The organism is Aeromicrobium alkaliterrae (assembly GCF_039529015.1).
GTDB classification, from domain to species: Bacteria; Actinomycetota; Actinomycetes; order Propionibacteriales; family Nocardioidaceae; genus Aeromicrobium; species Aeromicrobium alkaliterrae.
The window spans coordinates 418,267-438,461 of record NZ_BAAAME010000005.1; the positions used below are offsets into that span (position 1 = coordinate 418,267).

Here is a 20,195-nt window from a genome sequence, read left to right on the forward strand (position 1 = left end):
CGTCCATCCCATGCGGTCCCGGAGCGCGTGTCCACCCCTACCCACGGGTCACCTCGGACTTAACCTTCCCCTGTGACGGACGATCAGCAGCGCACCGTGCTCGTGATCGCGATCCTGGCGTCGTTCGTGGCATTCCTGGACGGCTCGATCGTCAACGTCGCCCTGCCGGCGATCGAGGACGAGCTCGGCGGCGGGGTCACGCTGCAGCAGTGGGTCGTCGACGGCTACCTGCTGACCCTCGGCTCCCTCATGCTGGTCGCCGGTTCCCTCTCGGACACCTTCGGGCGGCTGCGGATCCTGACCGCCGGGCTCCTCGGCTTCGCGGCGACCTCGCTGCTGGCGGCCCTGGCCCCGACCGGCGAGACGCTGATCGCCGCTCGCGCGCTGCAGGGCGTGGCCGGTGCTCTGCTCGTGCCGTCGAGCCTCGCGCTCATCACCTCGACGTTCACGGGCCCCGCGATGCCCCGCGCGATCGGCACCTGGACGGCGTGGACCGGCGTCGCGTTCCTGATCGGACCGCTGGCCGGCGGCGGACTCGTCGACACGGTCGGGTGGCGCTGGGTCTTCGGCATCGTCATCGTGCCGGTGGTCGTGACCCTCGCCCTGGTGGCCCGGTTGCCGCGCGACGCGCACCACGGCACCGACGGCGAGGCCCACGTGGACGCGGTCGGCGCGGTCCTGGCCGCGCTCGGTCTCGCGGGCCCCGTGTTCGCCCTGATCGAGGGCCAGCGCATCGGCTTCGACCACCCGCTCGCCGTCACGGCGCTGGTCGGCGGGCTCGTGTGCCTGGGCGCGTTCGTCGCGTGGGAGGCTCGAGCGCCGCACCCGATGATGCCGCTGCGGCTGTTCCGCGTGCGGGCCTTCGCGGTCGGCAACCTCGCGACGGTCGGCATCTACGCCGCCCTCGGGCTCGGCACCCTCGTGATCCCGCTCGTGATCCAGGAGGTCGGCGGTCTCTCGGCGACCGTGTCCGGGCTGATCATGGTGCCGACGACCCTGATCTCGCTCGCGCTGTCGAGCCGCGTGGGCTCGCTCGCCGGCCGGTTCGGCCCCCGCCCCTTCATGACCGTCGGCCCGCTCCTCGTGGCGGCCGGCTTCCTCTGGATGCTCACCGCGAGCGAGCCGCTCGACGTGTGGTGGCAGATCCTGCCCGGCGTCATCCTGTTCGGACTCGGCATCACCACGACCGTGACGCCGCTGACGTCGACCGTCCTGGCCGAGATCCACCCGGGCGAGTCCGGCATCGCCTCGGCCGTCAACAACGCGATCGCCCGGGTCGCGGGCCTGGTGGCGGTCGCCTTCGTCGGCGTGATCACCGGCGGGGTGCTGGACATCGCGGGATTCCACCGCGTCGTGGTCGTGACGGCGGCCCTGCTCGTGCTCAGCGCCGTGGTCTCCGGGGTCGGCCTGCGGTCCGACAGGTTGCGCACGGCCACAGCCGTGAGACCGTGAGATCTCCTGGTTCAGCAGTCAGCCGGGCGCACCGTCGTCCGGAGGACCCATGCCCGCACCACCCGCCCGCACCGTCCTGACTCACGAGGACCTGCTGCCGCACACCGCCGAGCCGTGGCCCCAGCCCGGTGCGGGAAGGACGGCCGACCGCTGGACGGCCCTCCGCGACCTCGCGACTCGCGACCTCCCCCTGGTCAAGCTGGTCGAGCCGCACCACGACGCTGCCGCGATCCTGCAGGACCTCGGCCTGCCCGGTCCCGCCGCTGACGAGATCTGGGCCGTGTGGGCGGCCGAGCCGCCGTTCGCCGTCCTCACCGCGACCCAGCACGACGACGGATGGACGCTGTCCGGCACCAAGGCGTTCTGCTCGGGCGCCTCGCTCGTGACACACGCCCTCGTGACCGCCGAGACCGATGACGGCAGCCGCCTCTTCGCCGTCGACGTCGGCGCCGAGGGCATCCACCCCGACGGCGGGGCGAGGCCGTGGACCGGCGCCGGCATGCGGCGCGCCGGCACCGCGACCCTGACCTTCGAGCGCGTGGCCGCCCGACCTGTCGGTGCAGCCGGTGCCTACGTCGACCGGCCAGGCTTCTGGCTCGGCGCGATCGGCATCGCGGTGTGCTGGATCGGCGGCGCGTGCGGCGTCGCCGCGACGCTCGAGGCCGCCGCCGACCGCCTCGACCCCCACGGCCGCGCCCACCTGGGAGCGACGAGATCCGCGCTCGACACGGCCTGGTTGGCGATCCGGGGCGCCGCCGACCTGGTCGACGACGAGGACCTCGACGGCGTGCGGGCCGAGCGCCTCGCCCAGTCGCTGCGCGCCCACGCCGCCGACGTCGCGGCGACCGTCGTGGAACACGTCGACCGCGCTCTCGGCCCCGGACCTCTGGCCTTCGACGCCGCGCACGCCGAGCACGTGCACGACCTGCAGGTCTTCGTCCGGCAGCACCACGCCGAGCGCGACCTGGCCCGGCTCGGCTCCCTGGAGGTGATCCGCGATGCCTGAGGACTGGCGCACGACCTTGACGACCCTGCCGCTCTTCCCGGCCGACGACCCGGGTGGACGGGTTCTCGTGCTGTCCGCGCACCCCGACGACGAGGTCCTGGCCGTCGGCGGCTGGCTCGCCGGGCAGGTCGACCGCCCGGTCACGTTCGTGACCGCGACGGACGGCGAGGCCTCGCACCCCGACAGCACCGCCATCTCCGCCGAGGAGCTGCGCGCGCGTCGCCCGGGGGAGCTCCAGGACGCACTCGCCCGGCTCGGGTTCGAGGACCCGACGATCTACCGCCTCGGCCTGCCGGACGGCGGGCTGACCGCTGCGCGCGACGAGCTGCGCGCACTCCTGCAGCCGATGGTCGGTGCCGCCGACCTCGTGCTCGCCCCGTTCGAGGCCGACGGGCACCCGGACCACGACGCCCTCGGCGAGGTCGCCGTGGAGCTGTGCGCCGACGGTCCGACCCTCTGGCGCTTCCCGATCTGGACCTGGGTCTGGACCCGGCCGGACGCCCAGGAGTGGCTGCCGTCGGCCCGTCGCCTCGCGTTCGGCGCGGACGCCGAGCGGCGCAAGTGCGCAGCCCTCGCGGCGTTCGCCACCCAGGTGAGTCCTGTCGGCGACGCAGCCGCCGACGCAGCGATCGTCGAGGAGGCGCTCCTGCGCCACGCGATCGAGGCCCCCGAGGTCGTGATCGCGTGACCGCCGCGGAGTACTTCGAGCAGATGTACGCGAGCTCGTCCGACCCGTGGCACCTCGCCGAGCGACCGTACGAGCAGCGCAAGTACGAGGTCACCGTCGCGAGCCTTCCCCGCGGGCGCTATCGCCGGGCGTTCGAGCCCGGCTGCTCGATCGGGCTGCTCACCGCACTCCTGGCGCCGCGGTGCGACGAGCTGATCGCGACCGACACCGTCGCCGCCCCGCTGGCGACGGCGCGAGCCGCTGTCCCGTCCGAGCACGTCACCTTCGCGGAGGCCACGGTGCCGGACGCCTGGCCCGCCGGCGAGCTCGACCTCGTGGTGCTCTCGGAGATCCTGTACTTCCTCTCGGCCGAGGACCGAGCAGGGGTTCTGGCCCGCGTCCTCGAGAGCCTGAGCCCCGACGGCCACCTCGTCCTGGTGCACTGGCGCCACCCGTTCGCCGAGGCCGCGTGCACGGGCGATCACGCCCACGCCGAGGTGGCGGCCGCCAGCGGTCTGGTCACGCTGGTGCAGCACCTCGAGGACGACTTCCGGCTGGAGGTGCTGGGTCGTGGCTGAGCACCAGGTCGACCACGTCGTGGTCGTGATCCCGGCCCGCGACGAGGCGCTGACGATCGGCGCCGCGGTCGATTCCGTCCTGACCGCGGCCGTGAACCTCCCGGCTCCGACGACGGTCGAGGTCGTCGTCGTGGCGGACGGCTGTTCCGACCTCACCGCCGAGCTCGCGACCGCAGCGGGCGCACACGTCCTGGTCGTCAGCGAGGGAAACGTCGGGGCCGCGCGGGCGATCGGCTGCGCGTGGGCGCTGGACCGCACGCACGACGCCGGCGGCCTCTGGCTCGCCCTCACCGACGCCGACAGCCTCGTGCCACCGCGGTGGCTCCTGCGCCAGGTCCAGGAGGCTGCCGGTGGTGCCGACCTGGTCCTCGGCACCGTCGCGCTGTCGCCGGACGACGCGCGGCGTCATCCCCGCTGGCTGCGCCGGTACCGGCAGCGTCGCCCGACCGGCCACGACCACGGGCACGTGCACGGGGCCAACCTCGGCGTGCGCGCGACGTCCTACGTCGAGGTCGGCGGGTTCCACGACCTGCCGCTGCACGAGGACGTCGACCTCGTGACCCGGCTGCTCGACGGCGGCGCGACAGCGGTCTGGCTCGAGGACGTCGCCGTCACGACGTCTGCCCGGCACCTGTCGCGGGTCGACGGCGGGGTCGCGGCCGACCTCGCCGACGAGGGCCGCACCGAGGAGCACCACGTCGTGGCGTAGACCCGACTCACGCGGCCCGTCGCCGCTGGGCGCGGGGTCAGCCCGCGCCGGTGCGGATGCGGACCTCGCGCTCCATCCGCTTCTCGTGGCGCTCGCGCCCCTTGACCGCCTCGCGCTCCCGGCTCTTCGGCGGCGCCTTGGTCACGAGGTCGTCGAGCAGGCGGCGCGTGGCCGCGGCGATCTCGTCGATCGCACGCTCGAACGGCTCGGCGTTCGCCTGCGAGGGCCGGGTCGACCCGCTGACCTTGCGCACGAACTGCAGCGCGGCCTCACGGACCTCGTCGTCGGTCGTCGGCGGGTCGAAGTTGTGAAGGACTCGGATGTTCCGGCACATGCTCCGACGGTAACCCTCCTCAGCCGTGCAGGCGTCGTGTCAGGAGACCCAGGCCCGGTCCCGCGAGCCCCCGAATCGCGGCGGGGCGACCGGCGGCGACCATAAGGAGGTCGATCGCCGGACCATGGACCTCGGGTCCGGTGCCGATCACGAGCTCCGCGTCGGTCGCCACGAGGGTCAGGCCGCCGACACGACGCGGCCCGCCCATGAAGCGGTTGGCCGCCACGTACGCGAGGGAGACGCGCACCCGGTCGAGCGGCGCGACCAGCGGGACGCCGAGGGGCCGCGCGACGTCCTGCTGGTGGATGACCAGGTCCATCAGCGGATCCATCGGGGCGCTGCCCGCGATGCGGCGGGTCGACCGTGCGCTCTCGCGGAGCTGCTCGACGATCTCGTCGGCCCCGAAGCGGGCGGAGCGCTCACGGGCGACGGTCGACTCCATGCGGTCGAAGCTCCCCCGCGCGCGGACGATCTCGCGCACGAGGAAGGGGATCGTGGCGCGGGTCGTGGTGGTCAGGTGCGCGGCCACGTCGCGGACGGTCCACTCGGTGCACAGCGAGCGGACCGCCCACTGGTCGGCACTCAGGTCGTCCAGGTAGTCGGCAAGCCTCAGCCGTTCCTCGCCCACCGCACGAGCGATGCGGTGACGGTCCCATCCGGCGCCGTCCGCGGCGGCGCTCATCGCGCCGACCCGGCGCGCTGGCCCTTCGGCGGCAGACGTCGCTCGAGGCGCACCGTGACGGTGTCGCCGAGCTCCTTGCCGAGCCGCTGCCTCACCTTCGCGCTGAGGGACAGCATGTGGCCGCCGCGGCCCGTCACCATCAGCCCCATGTCGCTGATGCGGACGTCGTCGACCGTCGCGTCAACCCGGACGGCCCGCCGGGTGCCGAGCAGCTCGGCGGAACCCGGCACCTCGACGCACGGCCAGAGGTCGCCTCTCACCTCCACCCCGATCGGCGCGGTGAAGACGTGGTCGAGGAGGTCGGAGCTCTCGGTCATGGTCGGTCCTCTCGTGAGGGTCTGCGGCGGCGAGACGTTCTCGTCACCAGGTCAGACCGGCCGGGCCTGCCAGAATCGTCGCCATGGCGAGAACTTTCTCTCCCGCGAGCTCGACCGACGACGCCAGCGACCTGCAGCAGGCACGCTCTGGCGACCATGGCGCGTTCAGTCGACTCGTCGGGCCGCTGTCACCGGAGCTCCGGGCTCACTGCTACCGGATGCTCGGCTCGTTCGACGACGCGGAGGACGCCCTGCAGGACACGCTCGTCCGCGCCTGGCGAGCGATCGGCCGGTTCGAGGGACGCAGCTCAGTCCGCACGTGGCTGTACTCCATCGCCACACGGGTGTGCCTCGACGGGCGCTCAGCACGGGCGCGCCGTGCCCTCCCGATGGACCTCGGTCCGTCGAGCGCCCACGCGGTCCTGGAGTCGGCGCCCGCGGTCGACACGGCGTGGCTGGGCCCGATGCCGGACGACCCCGGCGACCAGGCCCTCGCGCGCGAGGCCGTCGACCTGGCGTTCGTCGCCGCGCTGCAGCACCTGCCGGGCAACCAGCGCGCGGCCCTGCTGCTGTTCGAGGTCATCGGCCTCAGCGCGGCAGAGATCGCCGACGTCATGGACACCACGACAGCATCGGTCAACTCGGCTCTCGCGCGTGCTCGTCGAGCACTCGCCCAAGCCCTCCCCGAGCGTGACGCGTCACAAGCGGACTCAGCCGAGCAGCTCGCGCTCGCCCAGGAGTTCGCCACCGCCCTGCAGGCCGCCGACCTCGACCGCTTCACCGCGCTCCTCACCGACGACGTCACGTGGTCGATGCCACCCCTCCCCGACTGGTACCGCGGCCGCGCGGCCGTCACCGACTTCACCCGACACGTGCCGATGGGCTCGTGCGGTGAGTGGCAGTGGCTCCCTGTCATCGCCAACGGCACACCCGCGATCGCGCTCTACCTCCGGCCGGAGGGCGCCGCCACGCACACGCCGTGGTCGATCAACGTGCTCGCCACGCGCGGCAGCCGGATCAGCACGATCACGAGCTTCCTCGAACCTGAGGCGTTCGCCCGCTTCGGCCTGCCTCCGACCCTGGGCTGAGCGGGACCCGCTTAGGGGGCCGTGGCGTCGACCTGGGTCGCCAGGATCGTCGCCTCGCGCACCGGCCGGCGGTTCGACTCCAGGAAGTCCGGTGCCGCGTTGAGGAACAGCGTGTGGCCGTCGGCCCCGCCGAGCGCGCAGGCGAAGACACCGGTCGTCGCGGTGATCTCCTCGACGATCTCGCCGCCCTCGCGCACCCGCACGACGCGACCGCCGATCGCGTCGGCGATCCAGAGGTGTCCCTCGTCGTCGATGGCACACCCGTCGGGCGCGATCACGAGGCCCGCCAGAGCGGTCTCGAGCGGGGCCTCGACCGGTTCCGGGCCGAAGCTGGCCCAGGTCCGCCGGTCGGTCAGCGAGCCGTCGGCCGCGATCGCGAAGGACGTCACGCGGTTGCCGAAGGTCTCGTTGACCAGGAGCCGGCCGTCGGCCGTGATCGCCATCCCGTTGGGGAACCACAGCTCGTCGGCGACGGGCGTGACGGTGCCGTCGGGGTCGACCCGGATCAGGCTCGACGAGGTCACCGCGTCGCCCCCCATCAGGTCGAACCCGAAGTTGCCGACGAACGCGCGACCCTCGGCGTCGACGACCATGTCGTTGAGGTGGGCCGTCACCAGGGACGACAGGTCGGCGTGGGTCACGAGCGTGCCGTCGGGCTCGCGGCGCAGGACCAGGTGGTCGTGCTGCGAGACGATCAGCAGGCGCCCGTCGGGCAGCCACCCGAGCCCCGACGGCTGGCCCGGCACCTCCGCCTCGAGCCGCAGGTCGGAGCCGTCCTCGCGCACCGACTGGACGAGCAGCGTGTAGAAGTCGGAGAACCACAGGCGGCCCTCGTGCCACCGCGGCGCCTCGGTGAACGACTGCCCGCTGACGATCTCGGTGAAGCTCCGCTCCATGGCGCACGTGCCCTTCGGTCGCTGGGCGGCCCCGCACTCCGGAGCCGGTGCCGTCGACCCTACGTCGGGGCGTGTGGCGCCGGTCACGCCGGCGGCTGGCCGCCGATGCCGTCGGCGGCCTGCACACCGAGGTCGACCATGTGGGCGACGAGCTCGTCACGGCTCAGGTCGAGGCGACCCTGGAGCCAGAGGGCCACGACGTGGGTCGCCCCGGAGACGAGGAGGTGGCCCGTGACCTGGTCGGACGGCCGAAGCTCGCCTCCCCCGGCAACCAGGGCGAGAAGCTGGTCGACGAAGCCGTCGACGGCCCGGTCCCGCGTCGCCAGCAGCGCGGCGTTCCCGGCCGACTCCAGGTACAGGCGGGCGATGCGGGGGTCGTCCATCGCGTCGATCGCCCCTCCGACCGCCGCGACGAGCAGGTCGCGGGCCGTGGCTCCCGCCTCGAGGCTGGTCGAGGCGACCGCGGCGCCGACCCGGTCGAACACCTCCTGCAGGGTCGCCGAGAGCAGGTCGTCCATCGAGGCGAAGCTCTCGTAGAAGTACCGCTTCGCCACGCCCGCCTGGCTGCACACCGAGCCGACCGTGAGCGCGACGACGCCGTCCGACCCCACGAGGTCGAGGGCGGCCGCGACGAGCCGGTCGCGACGATCGGTGCGGCGTTCGGCCTCGGGGACGCCGCCGTAGGTCCTCGGCGGTCCCGGGGTGGCAGGCATGCGCCCATCTTGACAGTCGACAGGGCCGCGTGCCACGTTGAACAGGAACTGCTACGACACAGTTCCTGATTGGAGACACCATGCTCTGCTGCGTCGCCGCCATCGCGGTCCTGGCTGCCGTGGGCCGACTCCTCCGGGCTCCGCGGCAGTGGATCCGCGGGGAGAGCGGTGGTCGGCTCGACGCCGAGATGCCCCCGCCCGCGCACTACGAGGTCCCCGGCGGTGCGCGATGACCAGCACCCACCCGTCGTCCTCCGACCTCCGGACCGAGCCCGTCCGCGCCCCTCTCCTCGACGACCACGCGCCGGCGCTCCCGCCGGTCACCCGCCGGGTCATGGCTCGGGTGCTCGGCGCCTACACCGGCCTCTGGGCCGTCGCGACCGCCCTGGTCCTGACCGGGCACGAGCGGCTGACCGAGGTCGGCGCGAGCCTCTACGTCCCCGGCGGCGCGCACCTGGCCCACGGCCACGTCCTGCACGGCGCGATCGTGCTGGCGAGCTTCGCCGTCTGCGTGCTCCTGTGGTGGATGATCGGCGCGTTCGCCGCGCCGATCGCCGTCTGGGTCCTCGACGTGATCGCGATCCTCGCGTTCGGTCACGGCACGCCCGACCCGACCGGACTCGTCGTGACCGCTGCCATCGTCCCGGCGCTGCTCGCGCTGGCTCTCGTCGCGCACCTGGTCCGGCACCGCCGCCGGCTGCGCCGGGCCGCTCGCCTCAACACCGCACTGGCCACGCAGGAGTTCGCCGTGACCGCGCTCCCCTCCCGGCCGAACCTGCCGGTCGGCGAGGCCTCGCCCGACGACCTCGCGCACCTGCGGTTCGCGCTCGACCTCGCGCTCCAGCCGCTCGAGGACTTCGCGGGCTTCGACCGCCGCGACCAGTTCCGCGAGGCCGCCCTGCGCTACCAGCTCTGCATCCTCGGCTACGCGCTGTCGATCTACCAGTTCACCCACGCGCCCGCGTTCGCCGGCTACCTCACCGAGGCGCACGCCCGGTCGATCGCCAAGATGAGCGACCGCCGCGTCTGGGGGTACTGGGCGGTCGAGAACGCGTGGGGCCGGTTCGCCCTCGGGCGCGATCCGGTCGACAACGACGACAACATCATGCTGACGGGCTGGCAGGGCGTCTCCGTCGGGATGTTCGAGACCCTGTCGGACGACCGCTTCTCACGCCCCGGTGCGCTGACGTACCGGTGGGACGACGGCGAGCAGTACCCGTACGAGTTCGGCTCGCTGACGTCGTCGATCCAGCGCAACATGGAGCGCTCGGCGTACACCCTCTACTCCTGCGAGCCCCGCTGGATCTACCCGGTGTGCAACACGTTCGGCGTCAACACCCTGGCGCTGCACGACCGCCTGCACGGGTCGTCGATGCTCCCCGGCCTGGAGGAGCGCATCCGGCGCGCGTACGTCGAGGAGTTCCACCGCCCCGACGGGCGCATCATCGGCGTGCGGTCCGAGACGCTCGGCCTGTCGTGGAGTCCGTGGTCCGGTGACGGTGTCTGGCTGCCGACGACCTACTGGATGCACCCGACGATGCCGGACCTCGCCCACCGCTCGTGGTGGCTGATGCGCGAGACGGTCCTGCAGGAGACGGACGGCCACTACGCGCTCCCGCCCAGCCTCGCCAACCGGTGCGACTCGGGCTCGTACGCGTTCGGACGCCCGACCTTCGGCCAGGTGCTGCTCGCGATGGCCGCCCGCGAGATCGGGGACGAGCAGGTCGCCAGCAGCGTGCTCGCCGACCTGGACCGGACCGAGACGGTCGAGCGCGAGGGTGGCGCCGCTCGCTACGCCGGGCTCTCGACCCAGGGCAACCTCTACGCGCTCATGGCGCGGTTCGGGCGGCAGTCCGGTCTGCGCGACCTCGTCGGCCACGGAACCCCGGAGTCCTGGCGCACCGGCCCGCGCCTGGCCGAGGCCGCCTACCCGGAGGTCCTCGTGGCCCGGGCCTTCACCGACGGCCGGGCCCTGGAGTGCGTCCTCCGCCCGGGCGACGGGCCCGTGCGGACCCGGGTGCAGGTGGACCGCCTCCGTCCAGGAGGCCGCTACGCGATCGTCGGGGCCACCTGCAGCGAGTCGACCGCTGACGTCGACGGCGTGCTGCACCTCGAGGTCGACCTCGGCGGCCGGACCGAGCTCCGGGTGGAGCCGACGTGGTGAGGCGGGTGCCGGGCCGGTCGGTCCAGCGCCAGATCGCCGCACTCGATCCCGTCGCCGACGCCGACGAGGTCGCGCGCCTGTCGCTCGTGACGCTGCACGGCTACACGCCCTTGGTGTACTCGCTGTTCACGGTCGCGTTCCTCAAGCAGGTCGCCGTGCCGACGATGGCGCGCACGCTCTACCGCCACGGCACGGGCGACATCGTGCGCGAGACGATCCGCCGCAACGACGACACGATCGTCTTCTTCGGCCAGCTGCTCGACCACGGCCCGGGCTCGCCGACGGGGCGGCAGTGGATCGAGCGCCTCAACCGCATCCACGCGCACTTCCCGCTGCGCAACGAGGACTCGCTGTACACGCTGGCCACCCTCGCGCTCGACCCGGAGGCGCTCACGGGCCGCCTCGGGGCGTCGCTGTTCACCCCGACCGAGCTGGAGTCGCACTGGCTGTTCTGGAGGTCGGTCGCCGAGCTGCAGCACATCACCGACATCCCGGAGAGCCGTGACGAGCTGCGCACGTGGGCGCACGCCTACGAGCAGCGCGAGTACGACGCGAGCCACGAGGGCCGCGGCGTCGCCGATGCGCTCGTGACGGCGTTCGGCCAGCGGTGCCTGCCACGGCCGATCCAGCGCTGGGACCGGCACGTCGTCGCGGCCCTGTGCCCACCCGAGCTCCGCGAGGTGCACGGCCTGCCCGAGCCGTCGGCCGGCATCGTGCCGCTGGTCAGCCGCACGCTGGGGACCTACGCGCGGACCGTCGGCCCCCGCCCCGTGCCGCTCGACCGCTCGCTCGTGACGAGCTTCGGCACCGCCCGCTACGGCGAGCGGCCGATCGAGGACGTCGGCTACCAGGGGCCGCGGGGGAGGTCGGCCGGCCTCAGCGACTGACGGCGAGGGAGTCGCGGTGGGCGCGGTTCGTCGTGATCATGCGGTCGAGTGCCTCCCGCGTGCGCACGAGGTCGTCGATCTGCCGGTCGACGCGATCGCGCTCCTGCAGCAGGCGGTCGAACGCGGCGTCGGAGGTTCTGGTGCTGGGGTCGTAGGCGCACGGGAGGAGCTCGAGGATCGTGGCGCTCGTCAGTCCGGCGGCGTAGAGCCGCTGCAGGAAGAGGACACGGTCGACGTCGGACTCGACGTACGTGCGCTGGCCGCTCGGCGTGCGGGTGCTGGCCAGCAGGTCCTGCTCCTCGTAGTAGCGCAGGGAGCGCACGCTCGCTCCGGTTCGTCTGGCCAGCTCGCCGATCCGCATCCGTGTGACTCCGCTCTCAAGACTTGCCTCTTACGTCAGTGTCAGGGTTTAGCGTAGCAAGCATGACCGATCGCACTCTCTTCGACCGTTTCCGTCTCGCCGACCTCGACCTGCCCAACCGGGTCGTGATGGCACCCATGACCCGCGTCCGCGCCGCCGGCGACGGACTCGCGACGCCCTCGATGGCCACCTACTACGCCCAGCGCGCCAGCGCGGGGCTCATCGTGTCCGAGGGCGTGCAGCCCAGCCTCGTCGGCCAGTCCAACCCCGGCACACCCGGCCTCTACACCGACGCGCAGGTCGCGTCGTGGCGCCCCGTGACCGAGGCCGTCCACGTCAACGGCGGTCGCATCTTCGCCCAGCTCATGCACGGCGGCCGCGTCTCCCACCCCGAGACGACCGGGGTCCAGCCGGTCGGGCCGTCGGCCGTGCCGGTCGGCGCCGACGTCTTCACGCCGACCGGCATGAAGCCCGGCCCCGAGCCGCGCGCGCTCGCCCTGGCCGAGATCCCCGAGCACGTCACCTCCTACGCCGACGCGGCCAGGCGTGGCATCGAGGCCGGCTTCGACGGCGTCGAGCTGCACGGGGCCAACGGCTACCTCATCTCGCAGTTCCTGTCGTCCAGCGCGAACCTGCGCACCGACTCGTACGGCGGCTCGATCAGCAATCGGATCCGGTTCGCCGTCGAGGCGGTCGGCGCGACGGTCGACGCGGTCGGCGGGTCCCGCACCGGCATCCGCCTCTCGCCCGGCGCCGGCATCTGGAACGCCCACGAGACCGAGGTGCCAGAGCTGTACGCCGCGCTGCTGACCGAGCTCGCTCGGTTCGACCTCGCGTACGTCCACCTCGAGGCCACGACCGACGAGGAGGTCCTGATCGCACTGCGCGACGCCTGGAAGGGCACGATGATCGTGAACCCGGTCTTCCCGGGTGGCCCGTCGAAGGCCGACCGCAAGGCCGCCGACCACTGGCTCGACCTCGGTGCCGACCTGATCAGCTTCGGACGCTCGTTCATCGCGAACCCCGACCTCGTCGAGCGACTGCGGGTCGACCTGCCGATCGCCGACGACGACGAGGCCACCTGGTACGCCGGCGGCGACCAGGGCTACATCACCTACCCGGCCTACGCCCACGGCGCCTGAGCCGGGACGCGGCGCCTCAGGGACTCGTCGGCTCGAGCGCCTCGACGTCGGCCAGCGTCTCGCGGACCAGCTCGACGACGGTGTCGACCGCCGCCTCCGCGCCGGTCCGACGGGCGAGCCGCCGCAGCACGACCCGGCGGGTGCCGAGGCCGGGCAGGTCGACCGTCTCGACCCCCGGCTCGACGAGCCCCTGGAGCGCGAGCAGCGGCAGCACCGTGACGCCCTCGCCCGCCGCGACGAGCGAGAGCGCGGTCTGGGTCTCGCGGTAGTGGTGCACGACGCGGCCGTGCATGCCGGCGGCCCGCTGCAGCCGCTCGACCGCTGCCGCGCTCGCGCTCGTCGGGTCGGTGCCGAGCCAGGGCTCCGACATCAGACGCAGCTCCTCGAGGCTGTGCGGCACGAGCGTGCCCGACGGCACGACGAGTCGCCACGGCTCGTCGAGCAGGGGCTCCTCGACGAACGTCTTCGGCAGCGGCAGCTCGCTGCCGGCGTCGAACTCCAGCACCGCCGCGTCGACGTTGCCGCGCCGCATCTCGCGCATGAGCTGGGCCGGGGGCTCCTCGCTGACCCGGATCGTCAGCTGCGGGTAGCGCTCACGCCACTCGCCGAGCCGCGGCACCAGCACGGCCCGGAGGAAGCTCGTGAAGCCTCCGATCACGACGGTGCCGTCGAGCGCGGCGTCGGCGCTCGTCAGGCGGGAGCGCGCCACCTCGAGGCTGCGCTCGATCTCGTCGGCGGCCTCCGCGACGATGCGTCCGGCCGACGTCAGCACCGACCCGGACGGGGTCCGGCGCAGCAGCGGCTGACCGACCTCGCGCTCGAGCTTGCTGATCTGCTGCGACACCGCCGAGGCCGTCTGACGCAGCTCGTCGGCGGCCGCGAGGACCCCGCCGTAGCGGGCGACGGCGAGCAGGATCTGCACGCGGCGGGGATCGATCTCCATGTTCAGAAACTCTAAACCCCAGGTGAATCCGAATTCAATTGTTCTGAATGCGACGTGCGGTCACGATTGATTCGTGATCGCAGGAATGTTGGGGTGGCTCGGTGCCGGAGGCACCTTCGTCGCCTACGTGCTGGTGGCCCGCGGCCGCCTGTCGGTGGACTCGTGGCGCTACGCCGCCCTGAACGCCGTCGGCGGCACGATGGGGTGTCTGGCCAGCGCCGTCTACGGGGCCTGGGGCAGCGCGTTCTCGAACGCCGTCTGGGCCGCCGTCGGACTGCACGCTCTCGTGACGATCGCCGCCGCGCGCCGGCGCCAGCGCGAGGTCCCGGTCACGGTGGAGTCGCAGGACTCGGTCGCCCTCTGCAGCTGACCCCCACCGGGAGCGGTGAGCCAGCAACCGTCACTCGCCCGGGTAGACGAGTCCGATCTGTCGACGGACCTCGTCGAGGGTCTCCATGATCGCGACGCTCTCGTGCGGCGGCAACGCGTCGGACGCGGAGCGCCCCTCGCGCACGAGCCGCTCGAGCTCGAGCGCCTGGAACTGCATGCCCCGGCCCGGCACGGACCCGTCGAAGGTCTCGAGGACCCGACGGTCCGAGGCCACGAGTCGCAGCGAGGTCGGCTGGTAGAACGTCGGGTCGATCTCGACGCGCGCCTCGGTGCCCAGCACCACGGCGTCGTTGCGACCGGCGACGTCGAGCGCCGAGTGGGTCACGGCGTGCTGACCGCCGGCGTACGTGAGGACCACCGACGTCTGTGCGTCGACCCCCGTGGCCGTCGGCACCGACCGCGCCGTGACCGAGGTCGGTGCCCCGAGCACGTCCCACGCGAACGACACGGGGTAGATCCCCAGGTCGAGCAGGGCGCCGCCGCCGAGCGCCGGGTCCTGCAACCGGTGACCCGGATCGGAGGGCAGCCGCTGGCTGTGGTCGGCCGTCAGCGCCCGCACCTCGCCGAGCGCTCCGGCGGCGACCAGCTCGCGCAGCCGCACCATGTGCGGGAGGAACCGGGTCCACATCGCCTCGAGCACGACGAGCCCGCGCGCGTCGGCCTCCGCGACGACCTCGCGCGCCTGCGCTGCGTTGAGCGTGAACGGCTTCTCGACCAGCACGTGCTTGCCCGCCCGGAGCGCCAGGAGCGCGTGCTCGGCGTGGAACGGGTGAGGCGTGCCGACGTAGACGACGTCGACCGTCGGGTCGTCGACCAGCGCGGCGTAGCTGCCGTGGGCCCGTGGGGCACCGACCTCGGCGGCGAAGCGGTCGGCCGACTCCTGGGCGCGTGACCCCACGGCCGCGAGGTCCAGCCCCGCCACCCGCAGGTCGGCGGCGAACTTCCGCGAGATCCCGCCGAGCCCGAGGAGCCCCCAGCGCAGTGTCGTCATGGAGCCACGGTACGGGGACGCAGCCTCACCCTGACCGGCGTCCGACGAGCCTGCCCCGACCTCACGGGTCGGCGCGCTCGGCGTCGCCGTCGGGCACGCCGACGAAGGCGAGGACGTGCGCCGCCACGACGTCGGGCTGCTCGACCTGGAGGAAGTGCCCCGCGTCCGGGACGGTCTCGACCCGGCTCCCCGGCGGCAGGACGGACAGCGTGCGATCGCTCCAGTCCCGCAGGATGCATCCGTCGTCGACCCCGTGCAGGTAGAGCACCGGGACGACCGGACGGCGCGCCACCCCGGCCTGGGCCGCCCGGTACCGGCGCGGGACCCTGCTCCACGGAGCCGCGTGCCGGTAGTACCGGAGCACCTCGGAGCGGCGGTCCCGGATCGCCTCCCACGCGGCGTCCACCTCGACGCCGGACCGCAGGCCCGGCGACCACCGTCGCCAGAGCAGGGGCACGAGCCGGTCGAGCGAGCGCTCCGAGAGCACCGGCACCTGCTGGAAGGCCATGTACCAGCTCAGGAGCACCTGTCTCCCGACGCGGCCCAGCCACGCGAGGCGACCGTCGTCGTGGGCCAGCATCGCGCCGAGCGGCGGCACGGACATCGCGACGATGCGACGGAACGGCTGCCCGTCCGTGCCGGCGACCGCGTGCGCGGCCACGGCCCCCCAGTCGTGCCCGACCAGCACCGCGCGCCCGTCACCGCCGAGCACACGGTGGAGCTCACGAGCGTCGTGCGCCAGGGCTCCGATGTGGAAGGACCCGTCCCGAGGCACGTCCGACGGGGCATAGCCGCGGGTCCACGGCGCGACCACGCGGTACCCCTGGGCCGCCAGCTGCTCGGCCACCGCTCGCCACGAGTGGGGCGAGTCCGGGTACCCGTGCAGGAGCAGCGCGAGCGGGCCGGACGACGGGCCCCACGCCAGCGCGGCGAGCTCCAGGTCGTCGGTGCGGACCGTGAGCCGATCGATGCCGGTGGCCTCGCTCATGGGTGGGCTCCTCGGGGCTGACGGAAAAGGTGCGCCCCCAGTCTCGACCGAGGTGGCGTCGGGCGCAGACCGAGGTGCGGGCTCAGGCCGACGTCCGTAGCGTCGAGCCATGAAGAAGCCGAGCTACAGCACGATCCTGTCCGCGGCGACGGCCGGCTACGCCGTGTTCGCGCTCGCCAAGCCGCGCCACCTCGGCGCTGCCCTGACCAGCAGCCCTCTCAAGCAGCCCGAGTACGACGTGGTGGCCCGCTTGTTCGGGCCCCGCGACCTGGCGATCAGCGGCCTGGCGCTGCTCGCCCCGTCGACGCGCGCCCGCGAGCAGGCGATGGTGGCCCGCGTCGCGCTCGACCTCTCCGACGCGGTGCTGCTGAGCCGTGAGGCGACGAGCGCGGCCGGCAGGGCGAAGGTCCTCGGCGCGACGCTCACCTGGGCGAGCCTGAACGTCGCCGCCGTCCTGGCCGACCGCAAGGCGTGAGGCGGGGACGGTCCGACGTGGGGGCGCTCGGCGTGGTCGTGGGACCGTAGGAGTCCGCGAGGCACCAGGCGCCACCACCGACGAAGGGCCCACCCCATGAGCGACATCCAGGTCGTCCACGACCCCGACCGCAAGCGCTACCGCGCCGAGATCGACGGCGAGAGCGCCGGCTTCGCGGAGTACATCCTGACCGACGACCTCATCGTGTTCACCCACACCGAGGTCGACCGGCGCTTCGAGGGCAAGGGTGTCGGCTCCGCCATCGTGCGGGTCTCGCTCGACGAGGTCCGCAGCGAGGGCCGCCGCAAGGTGCTCCCGCTGTGCCCCTTCTACAAGGGGTGGATCGGCCGCCACCAGGAGTACGTGCCCCTCGTCTACGGCGTGCCGGAGTCGACCGCCACGGACTGAGCCCGCCGCCGACGAAGTGTCGCGTACCGCGCCGCACTACGTCACGGTGTCGGACGCTGGCCGGCCGCGCGCGGACATGCTCGACGGGTGACCACCGACCTCGCACCCCAGGCCTCCCCCGTCCTCCTCGACGCCCTCGAGCAGCTGGGCGACGCGGTCGACCTGCTCGGACTCGGCGAGGGCGTGCGCCAGAGCCTCGCTCAGCCGCGCCGCGAGGTCACCGTCAGCATCCCGCTGCGCCGCGACGACGGCTCGGTCGAGGTCCTGACCGGCCACCGCGTCCAGCACAACCTCACGCGAGGTCCGGCCAAGGGCGGCGTGCGGTTCGCCGCGGACGTGACGCTCGACGAGGTCCGTGCCCTGGCGATGTGGATGACCTGGAAGTGCGCCCTCGTCGACGTCCCGTACGGCGGCGGCAAGGGCGGCGTGCGGTTTGACCCGGCGCGGTACTCGCGCGCCGAGGTCGAGCGGGTGACACGCCGCTACACCAGCGAGATCGCACCGCTGATCGGCCCGGACCGCGACATCCCCGCGCCCGACCTCGGCACCGACGAGCAGGTCATGGCCTGGATGATGGACACCTTCTCGGCGGGAGCGGGGCACACCGCGCTCGGCGTCGTGACGGGAAAGCCGCTGTCGCTCGGCGGCTCGCTGGGGCGCCAGACCGCGACGTCACGAGGGGTCACGCACGTCGCCATCGACGCGCTCGCGTCGCGCGGCATCGCCGTGGCGGGGTCCCGAGCCGCGGTGCAGGGCTTCGGCAAGGTCGGGCGCTACACGGCCCGCTTCCTCGCGGAGGCCGGGGCGCGGGTCGTGGCCGTGAGCGACGAGCACGGTGCGATCCACGACGGTGCCGGACTCGACGTGCCCGCCCTGGAGGCCCACGTCGACACGACCGGGTCGGTCGTGGGCTTCGCCCGCAGCGAGCCGCTCCAGCACGGGGACGACCTGCTCACCCTGCCCGTCGACCTGCTCGTGCCGGCCGCGGTCGAGGCGGTCATCCACGACGGCAACGCCCACCAGGTGCTCGCCCGGGTCGTGGTCGAGGGCGCGAACGGGCCCACGACCCGCCAGGCCGACGCCGTCCTGGCTGACCGCGACGTGCTCGTCGTGCCCGACATCCTCGCCAACGCCGGCGGGGTCGTCGTCTCCTACTTCGAGTGGGTCCAGGCGAACCAGGCCTTCTGGTGGACCGAGGCCGAGGTGGAGGGTCGTCTCGCCGCCCGGATGTCGGCCGCCTGGCGTCGCACGAACGAGGTCGCGACGAGCCGCGGCGTGACGCTCCGCTCGGCCGCGACGTGCCTGGCCGTCGGTGCCGTGGCCGACGCCCACCGCCTGCGGGGCCTCTACCCGTAGGTCCCGCGCCCGTCGACGGCGTCGCCGAGCAGCTGGGCGGCGACCAGCGCCACGTGCAGGGAGACCCGGACGTCCGGGTCCTGGAGCTCGACGCCGAGGAGGCGCTCGATCCGGGCGACCCGGTCATAGAAAACCGGCCGCGACAGGTGCACGCTCGCGGCGGCGTCCGACTTGCTCGTGGGGTGCGTGAGCAGGGCTTCCAGCACGGCGGCGAAGCCGGTGCCGTGCTGGCGGTCGTGGTCCCACACGGGCCCGAGCTCGCGCTGGACGAACAGGCGCAACCGGTCGTCGTCACCGAGGAGCGCCAGCAAGCCCCGCAGGTGCACGTCCTCGAGGCGGTGGACGAGCTGGGTGTCCGGGCGCCGGACGGACGACAGCACGTGGGCGCTCTCGCGCAGCGTGCGGTCGACCTCGCCGATGGTCGGCACGGGGCGACCCGCGGCGACGACCGAGGGGCGCCGCCGCTGGATCGCCTCGGCCACCTGCTCGACGACCGGCTCGACCGCGGCTCCCGGTCCGGCGGCCAGCAGCACGCGCACCGTGCCGTCGACCTCGCACACCAGCGCGGGCGTCCGCGCCGTGTGGGCGGCGTGCACCGCTGCGGCCACGACGTCGTCGACGACGTGGGGCAGGGACTGGCTGCCGTCGGCCAGCGGACGGACGGCGAGGGCCACGAGCTGCCGGCGGACGATCGGGAACCCGACCGCCTCGCACCGCCCCAGGACCTGCGGGTCGGTCGGGTCGTGGATCAGCCCGAGCACGAGCTCGTGGTGGGAGCGGCGGACCTGGCTGTCGCGCTGGCGATCGTGCAGACGGTGCATCGCCAGGGCCGAGGCGCCGCGCTCGACGACGGCGACGAGCCGCTGCGACGGCCGGCCCGGCGACTGGACGACCAGGCGGCCCCATCCGCGCTCGCGCCGCCCGAGTCGCGTGACGAGCCATCCGTGCCGACGGTCCCAGGTCGTGCGCGCGTCCATCACGACCGAGCGCGACCGATCGGTCCAGTTGTCGAGGAAGTCCCGCACGCCCGAGGGTCCCGCGCGGAAGTCCACGACCTGGTGATCGCTGTTCTCGAGCACCACGGCGGCACCCGCCAGCTGCTGGACCGCCTCGAGGATCCGCTCCGGGCTGGCCTCGCCGATGCTCAGCTCGGTGAACGTGTCGTGGACCTCGTGCGCCTCCCGCAGCTCGCCGAGGCGCTGGTCGACGATGCGTTCGCCGATCGCCTGGGTCACGGCAGCGAAGCGCACCTCGTGGTGCAGGACGACGAGGGGAAGGCCCAGCCGCTCACAGGCGTCGACGAGGGCGGCAGGCACCTCGGCCCAGCGACGACCGAGCTCGATCACGACGCCCGCGACGCCGCCGGCGTCCAGGCTCGACGCGAACGCGACGAGCTCGTCCTCGGAGTCGGGCAGCGCGATGCCGGTGCTCAGCAGCAGGTCGCCCTCGCGCAGGAGGGGAGCGATGTCGGCGAGCTCGGTGGAGTGGACCCACCGGACCGGACGGCCCAGTCCGGCGGCTCCCGCGACGACCTCCGGGCCCGCGTGGCGGAGCACGTCGAGCTCGAGGGTGCCGGCGACGGTCAGCGGCGTCATCACGGATCGGACCCTACACATCGGTTGGTACGTGGCCCGATCCTGACAATCTG

General features: G+C 73.4%; 22 protein-coding genes and 1 pseudogene. 13 read left to right on the plus strand and 10 right to left on the minus strand.

All coding sequences use genetic code 11. The features are described 5' to 3' along the window. Positions 1 to 72: 72 nt before the first annotated feature. Genes ABD127_RS16110 through ABD127_RS16130 form a run of 5 tightly spaced genes read left to right on the plus strand, consistent with a single transcriptional unit; the run spans position 73 to position 4,412 of the window. A complete protein-coding gene (locus ABD127_RS16110) occupies positions 73 to 1,452 on the plus strand; it encodes an MFS transporter (RefSeq protein ID WP_344203340.1) in 1,380 nt (459 codons plus the stop codon). A gap of 49 nt (positions 1,453 to 1,501) precedes the next feature. Continuing rightward, positions 1,502 to 2,458, plus strand: coding sequence for an acyl-CoA dehydrogenase family protein (locus tag ABD127_RS16115; protein ID WP_344203343.1), 957 nt, complete (start codon positions 1,502 to 1,504; stop codon positions 2,456 to 2,458). Next, positions 2,451 to 3,146 carry a PIG-L deacetylase family protein gene (locus tag ABD127_RS16120; RefSeq protein WP_344203346.1) on the plus strand — a complete coding sequence of 232 codons (696 nt, stop codon included), beginning with the start codon at positions 2,451 to 2,453 and terminating at the stop codon, positions 3,144 to 3,146. The genes ABD127_RS16115 and ABD127_RS16120 overlap by 8 nt, the downstream gene beginning before the upstream one ends. Then, positions 3,143 to 3,703, plus strand: a complete 561-nt coding sequence (locus ABD127_RS16125) for an SAM-dependent methyltransferase (protein WP_344203348.1) — start codon at positions 3,143 to 3,145, stop codon at positions 3,701 to 3,703. Before ABD127_RS16120 ends, ABD127_RS16125 begins: the two co-directional genes overlap by 4 nt. After that, positions 3,696 to 4,412 carry a glycosyltransferase family 2 protein gene (locus tag ABD127_RS16130; RefSeq protein WP_344203351.1) on the plus strand — a complete coding sequence of 239 codons (717 nt, stop codon included), beginning with the start codon at positions 3,696 to 3,698 and terminating at the stop codon, positions 4,410 to 4,412. Before ABD127_RS16125 ends, ABD127_RS16130 begins: the two co-directional genes overlap by 8 nt. 37 nt (positions 4,413 to 4,449) lie before the next feature. Here the strand turns inward: ABD127_RS16130 and ABD127_RS16135 are convergent, their stop codons facing one another. From ABD127_RS16135 to ABD127_RS16145, 3 genes are read right to left on the minus strand one after another with little or no spacing between them, the layout of a single operon-like run. Next, positions 4,450 to 4,746 (minus strand): DUF2277 domain-containing protein, encoded by a 297-nt coding sequence (locus ABD127_RS16135; RefSeq protein ID WP_344203354.1) that lies wholly within the window; start codon positions 4,744 to 4,746, stop codon positions 4,450 to 4,452. Positions 4,747 to 4,765: 19 nt separating this feature from the next. Beyond that, on the minus strand, positions 4,766 to 5,428 hold the full coding sequence (locus ABD127_RS16140) for a maleylpyruvate isomerase family mycothiol-dependent enzyme (protein ID WP_344203357.1): 663 nt from the start codon (positions 5,426 to 5,428) through the stop codon (positions 4,766 to 4,768). Next, the gene (locus ABD127_RS16145) at positions 5,425 to 5,745 is read right to left on the minus strand and encodes a DUF1905 domain-containing protein (RefSeq protein ID WP_344203359.1); all 321 of its coding nucleotides are present in this window, start codon (positions 5,743 to 5,745) and stop codon (positions 5,425 to 5,427) included. The genes ABD127_RS16140 and ABD127_RS16145 overlap by 4 nt, the downstream gene beginning before the upstream one ends. Before the next feature lie 83 nt (positions 5,746 to 5,828). Here ABD127_RS16145 and ABD127_RS16150 point away from each other — a divergent pair, with 83 nt between their 5' ends. Further along, a complete protein-coding gene (locus ABD127_RS16150; protein ID WP_344203362.1) occupies positions 5,829 to 6,833 on the plus strand; it encodes a sigma-70 family RNA polymerase sigma factor in 1,005 nt (334 codons plus the stop codon). Positions 6,834 to 6,844: 11 nt separating this feature from the next. Here the strand turns inward: ABD127_RS16150 and ABD127_RS16155 are convergent, their stop codons facing one another. Beyond that, positions 6,845 to 7,729: an SMP-30/gluconolactonase/LRE family protein gene (locus tag ABD127_RS16155; protein WP_344203364.1), complete on the minus strand. Its 885-nt coding sequence runs from the start codon at positions 7,727 to 7,729 to the stop codon at positions 6,845 to 6,847. Positions 7,730 to 7,812: 83 nt separating this feature from the next. After that, positions 7,813 to 8,442 (minus strand): TetR/AcrR family transcriptional regulator, encoded by a 630-nt coding sequence (locus ABD127_RS16160; protein WP_344203366.1) that lies wholly within the window; start codon positions 8,440 to 8,442, stop codon positions 7,813 to 7,815. Between the two features lie 229 nt (positions 8,443 to 8,671). Here ABD127_RS16160 and ABD127_RS16165 point away from each other — a divergent pair, with 229 nt between their 5' ends. Both ABD127_RS16165 and ABD127_RS16170 read left to right on the plus strand, forming a co-directional pair. Continuing rightward, positions 8,672 to 10,606 carry a linalool dehydratase/isomerase domain-containing protein gene (locus ABD127_RS16165; RefSeq protein WP_344203368.1) on the plus strand — a complete coding sequence of 645 codons (1,935 nt, stop codon included), beginning with the start codon at positions 8,672 to 8,674 and terminating at the stop codon, positions 10,604 to 10,606. Continuing rightward, on the plus strand, positions 10,600 to 11,493 hold the full coding sequence (locus ABD127_RS16170) for an oxygenase MpaB family protein (protein WP_344203369.1): 894 nt from the start codon (positions 10,600 to 10,602) through the stop codon (positions 11,491 to 11,493). The genes ABD127_RS16165 and ABD127_RS16170 overlap by 7 nt, the downstream gene beginning before the upstream one ends. Here the strand turns inward: ABD127_RS16170 and ABD127_RS16175 are convergent. Further along, the gene (locus tag ABD127_RS16175; RefSeq protein WP_344203371.1) at positions 11,483 to 11,854 is read right to left on the minus strand and encodes a MerR family transcriptional regulator; all 372 of its coding nucleotides are present in this window, start codon (positions 11,852 to 11,854) and stop codon (positions 11,483 to 11,485) included. The genes ABD127_RS16170 and ABD127_RS16175 overlap by 11 nt on opposite strands. 62 nt (positions 11,855 to 11,916) lie before the next feature. Here ABD127_RS16175 and ABD127_RS16180 point away from each other — a divergent pair, with 62 nt between their 5' ends. After that, the gene (locus ABD127_RS16180; protein ID WP_344203372.1) at positions 11,917 to 12,996 is read left to right on the plus strand and encodes an alkene reductase; all 1,080 of its coding nucleotides are present in this window, start codon (positions 11,917 to 11,919) and stop codon (positions 12,994 to 12,996) included. 16 nt (positions 12,997 to 13,012) lie between these two features. On the opposite strand, the gene ABD127_RS16185 is transcribed toward ABD127_RS16180, so the two are convergent. Next, positions 13,013 to 13,939, minus strand: a complete 927-nt coding sequence (locus ABD127_RS16185; protein WP_344203374.1) for a LysR family transcriptional regulator — start codon at positions 13,937 to 13,939, stop codon at positions 13,013 to 13,015. Between the two features lie 73 nt (positions 13,940 to 14,012). Between ABD127_RS16185 and ABD127_RS16190 the strand changes: the two genes are divergently transcribed. Next, positions 14,013 to 14,309: a CBU_0592 family membrane protein gene (locus ABD127_RS16190; protein WP_344203376.1), complete on the plus strand. Its 297-nt coding sequence runs from the start codon at positions 14,013 to 14,015 to the stop codon at positions 14,307 to 14,309. Positions 14,310 to 14,339: 30 nt separating this feature from the next. Here ABD127_RS16190 and ABD127_RS16195 read toward each other — a convergent pair whose 3' ends face one another. Beyond that, a complete protein-coding gene (locus ABD127_RS16195; RefSeq protein ID WP_344203379.1) occupies positions 14,340 to 15,320 on the minus strand; it encodes a Gfo/Idh/MocA family protein in 981 nt (326 codons plus the stop codon). Positions 15,321 to 15,381: 61 nt separating this feature from the next. Then, complete coding sequence (locus ABD127_RS16200; RefSeq protein ID WP_344203381.1) at positions 15,382 to 16,308, minus strand: alpha/beta fold hydrolase; 927 nt, start codon at positions 16,306 to 16,308, stop codon at positions 15,382 to 15,384. A gap of 109 nt (positions 16,309 to 16,417) precedes the next feature. On the opposite strand from ABD127_RS16200, the gene ABD127_RS16205 reads away from it, so the two are divergent. The 3 genes and pseudogenes from ABD127_RS16205 (at position 16,418) to ABD127_RS16215 (ending at position 18,547) form a co-directional block, all read left to right on the plus strand. Then, complete coding sequence (locus ABD127_RS16205) at positions 16,418 to 16,783, plus strand: hypothetical protein (protein ID WP_344203383.1); 366 nt, start codon at positions 16,418 to 16,420, stop codon at positions 16,781 to 16,783. 51 nt (positions 16,784 to 16,834) lie between these two features. Further along, positions 16,835 to 17,191, plus strand: a pseudogene (locus ABD127_RS16210) (GNAT family N-acetyltransferase); the annotation flags it as partial. An 87-nt stretch (positions 17,192 to 17,278) separates the two neighbouring features. Further along, complete coding sequence (locus tag ABD127_RS16215; RefSeq protein WP_344203385.1) at positions 17,279 to 18,547, plus strand: Glu/Leu/Phe/Val family dehydrogenase; 1,269 nt, start codon at positions 17,279 to 17,281, stop codon at positions 18,545 to 18,547. Here the strand turns inward: ABD127_RS16215 and ABD127_RS16220 are convergent. Next, positions 18,538 to 20,142, minus strand: a complete 1,605-nt coding sequence (locus ABD127_RS16220; RefSeq protein WP_344203700.1) for a PucR family transcriptional regulator — start codon at positions 20,140 to 20,142, stop codon at positions 18,538 to 18,540. The two genes, ABD127_RS16215 and ABD127_RS16220, sit on opposite strands and share 10 nt — an antisense overlap. Between the last annotated feature and the right edge of the window lie 53 nt (positions 20,143 to 20,195).